The sequence below is a fragment of the Waterburya sp. genome (assembly GCF_058530065.1).
Window position 1 is genome coordinate 1 of the sequence record NZ_JBZNBU010000378.1, and the last position, 3855, is coordinate 3855.

The following is a 3855-nucleotide window of genomic DNA, read 5'->3' on the forward strand; positions in this document are numbered from 1 at the left end:
AGTACCGCAGATGGTACTGCCATTGCTGGTGAAGACTACGTCGCACAACCTGAAGGCACAGTTACTTTTGAGGCGGGTCAAACCACTCAAACCATCAATGTGCAAATCATTGGGGATGACATCCTCGAAGAACCCGATACGGAAACCTTCTTGGTCAATTTAACTAGCCCCGATGAGGGGGTAGAATTTATTAACAACCAAGCCACTGGTACGATTATTGATGATGATGACCCTCCTGTTATTCCTGAAATATCTGTTACCAATGCTGAGATAGAAGAAGGAAATGAAGGCGATAGTAATAACCTCACCTTTACGGTCTCTCTATCTGAAGCCAGTACTGAACCAGTAACAGTCAACTACACAACGGCAGATGGTACAGCTATTACTGGTGAAGACTATCAAAGCAATGAAGGAACCTTAACTTTTGCTCCAGGAGAAACCAGTCAAATAGTTAATGTGGCTGTGATTGGAGACACACTAGATGAAGATGATGAAACAGTTTTATTCAATCTTAGTGGTGCTGAAGGTGCTACCATCGCTGAACAATCTCCTACAGGCACAATCATTGATGATGATACTAACCAAGCACCTACAGCAGTAGACGATATTACTCAAACCACTGTCAACACTGCTGTCAATATTAATGTCTTAGAAAACGATACAGACCCCGATGAAGATGAATTAAATATCACAGATTTTACTCAGCCTGCAAATGGTACGGTAGCCGAAAACGAAGATGGCACATTTACCTATACTCCCAACAATGACTTCGCAGGAGAAGATAGCTTTACGTACACTGTCTCGGATGGGACTGATACTGCTACAAGTACGGTTACTGTTAATGTTGAACCTCCTGAAAGCCCTGAAAATAGAGAGCCTATTCCTAATTTAGTCACACAACCAATAAATTCTGTAAGCAATTCTGAAGGCGATCTAATCGTGGGTACAGAAGACAACGATTTACTGAATGGAACTGCTAACGCCGACTCTTTTGAAGGATTAGGCGGTAACGACATTTTGGATAGCGGACAAGGTGACGATATTTTAGATGGTGGACAAGGTAACGATACTGCTATTTACCAATTCGACGCAGGTGGGATTAACGTTAATTTAAATTCTGGTAGTGCTACTGATGGCTTTGGAAATACCGATACTTTGATCAGTATTGAAAATATTGTTGGCTCTGAATTCGATGACAATATAACTGGAGATGGTCAAGACAACAAACTCACAGGAAGAGACGGAAACGACACTATTAATGGTGATAATGGTGATGATTTTCTAGTTGGGTTTTCAGGAGAAGATATTTTGGATGGCGGACAAGGTAACGATACTTTTGTTTATGTTTTCCCTGAAGATGGTATTGATACTATTCAGAACTTTGAAGTCGGTACTGACACGATTCTAATTTTAGGAGCTAACTTTCCAGGAGAACTATCAGCAGGCACGTTAAATGATATATCCCCTAATCAATTTTTTATTGGGAGTGGAGCTACAACAGCTAACCATCGATTTATTTACAATAATGCTAATGGGCAACTTTTATTCGATCAAGATGGTAACGGCAATGCCCCATCACAAATACTTGCTACTCTATCTGGAACTCCAGAACTGACTTCAGGGGATATTGAAGTCATTTGATTTTTATAAATCAAAGGTAAAAGATATTTATTCATATTTCTATTTAAGAGGAATTATCATTTGAGTGCCGATAATTCCGTCTATCGGCAATAAATGCGATCGCTTTTCATTTCTACAAAGAGTGCTTTATGAGTCAACCCTCATGACTCCCCCAAAATATTATTGGTTTTTCGCGATCTTACGTAATTTCAGCTAATAACTAATAACTTTTTACAACCAAATTAAATTTACTGAGAATGAAATTTGGGATAGAGCATAGCTTTGACTGGGCGTTTTTCGATGAGATGTTGTTGAATAATTTGAGCTACTTCATCGGGGTGAACTTCGGAGTACCAAACCGAATCTGATTTGACCAAAACCATTGGTCCATTACCGCATTCTCCCAGACAAGGAACGGAAATTAATTCGACATTTGGGGGTAAATTTTGTTGAAAATTAGCAAACACGCGATCGCAATCGTATTTACGACAACTGCGCCCCCGACAGACTATCAATATTTGTTTGGCTGAATTGGACGATTCTGGCGGCAATGATTCTAAAGAATTTGTCAGAGGTAATCGGACTTCAGATTCCATCAGTTCTTCGATAACGCTAAATTTTTAAGCTTATTAACTATTATTAGCAATTTTTTATTCAGATAGAAGCATCTTGTTACTATCGATCGCTGGTTAAAAAAATAAGAATTTCAAACAATATTAAGTTTAAAGTTTAATTTTTACTGCCAAATATTAACTTTTGGCACTTATGAGTATATCGACTAAATGTGAGTGCTAGCTTAATTTCTAGTGAATCTTAAATTTAGAACCATCTCTGTGATGCAAAACTACAATATATTCTTCATATTCTTCTAATATCTTCTAAATTCAATTCATAACGCAATTTTATTTAACCAAGGAAGTAGCAAGTGGTAACAATTTCTCATCAATCTCAACCGACAGCTAAAGAACACCATCACCATAATGAATCCGAACACAACAAAAGCGAACGAGTGGCAGTCTTGCTCATGGGTTATGGCGAAGTAGAAAGCTACGAAGATTTTGCCAACTATAACGAACAAGCTTTAAATCTGTTGACTGCAAAGTTTGCCCCCGTGCCTACCTGGATTTATCCTGCGATCGCCAAATTATTGGCTATTTTCGATCTACACGAATGGAGTCACCAACACGACAACTTCATTTCACCCCACAACGCCATTTTTGAAGAACAAAGAGCGGGAATTGAAAAAGAACTACAAGCCACTTGGGGAGAAAAAGTCAAAGTTTTTAAAGCGTTTAACTTCTGCGCCCCCCATTTACCCGAACAAGTACTGGCAGAAATCGAAAATCAAGGCTTCGACAAAATCTTGATCTATCCCTTGCTAGTGGTAGATTCTATCTTTACTAGTGGCATTGCCGTAGAGCAAGTTAATAAGGCTTTAGCAGGTCAAGCTGATAGTGAATCTCATTGGCTAAAAAGTTCTCGCTATATACCTTCCTTCTTCGACAAACCAGACTATATTAAGCTACTAGCACGAATGGTAGAAGAAAAGATCGAAGCAGAATTAGCCCAAGGGCATTTAGCCTCCCAAATTGGCATTATTCTGATGAATCATGGCTGCCCTCACAAAGCTAAGGGATTCACTTCGGGTATTGATGAAAGCCAAACTTTATACGAACTAGTGAGAAAGGAACTAATTAGTAAATATCCTCTAATTTCTGTCGGCTGGCTGAACCACGATACGCCATTAATTGAATGGACGCAGCCTAATGTCAAACTAGCAGCCCAAAATTTAATCGATCTCGGTGCAACGGCAATTGTAATGATGCCCATAGGCTTTGCTACCGAAAACCACGAAACTCTTCTAGATGTAGATCACATCATTCACCATCTGCAACACAAAAATTCGGAAGTTTCCTTTATTCAGATGCCTTGCGTTAACTCCCACCCAGATTTTATGCGCATGGCAGCAGAATGGGCAAAACCCCACATTGAAGCTTTGCTAGAAGAATCGGGTATGACTGTTAATCCCCAACTAGCTAAAGAACAAGCTCACCACCATCACCATCACCATCACTAATTTTTGTTAGGCAATTACTTAACATGAACTGCTACGACCTGCTTCGCGAGGTCATAGTATCTAAAAACCTCGGTCAATTCAGGGACGGTTTTATTCGTCCTATTAGCTTCCCGTCTCATAGGCTCATGCCTCCACCCCCTTGCCTTCGGCATCCCCCC

General features: G+C 39.7%; 3 protein-coding genes. 2 read left to right on the forward strand and 1 reads right to left on the reverse strand.

Annotated elements, in window-relative coordinates:
* The coding region (locus AC33VI_RS22415; protein ID WP_491784484.1) for a Calx-beta domain-containing protein at positions 1-1641 on the forward strand (1641 nt) is incomplete at its 5' end.
* A 227-nt stretch (positions 1642-1868) separates the two neighbouring features.
* Here the strand turns inward: AC33VI_RS22415 and AC33VI_RS22420 are convergent.
* Positions 1869-2216 (reverse strand): (2Fe-2S) ferredoxin domain-containing protein, encoded by a 348-nt coding sequence (locus tag AC33VI_RS22420; RefSeq protein WP_491784485.1) that lies wholly within the window; start codon positions 2214-2216, stop codon positions 1869-1871.
* Positions 2217-2545: 329 nt separating this feature from the next.
* Between AC33VI_RS22420 and AC33VI_RS22425 the strand changes: the two genes are divergently transcribed.
* On the forward strand, positions 2546-3697 hold the full coding sequence (locus tag AC33VI_RS22425; RefSeq protein WP_491784486.1) for a ferrochelatase: 1152 nt from the start codon (positions 2546-2548) through the stop codon (positions 3695-3697).
* Positions 3698-3855 lie beyond the last annotated feature (158 nt).

What these genes read in the sequence shown, in the direction of transcription:
- AC33VI_RS22420 (WP_491784485.1), bottom strand. Translation starts at nt 2,216, where the DNA reads ATGGAATCTGAAGTCCGATTACCTCTGACAAATTCTTTAGAATCATTG.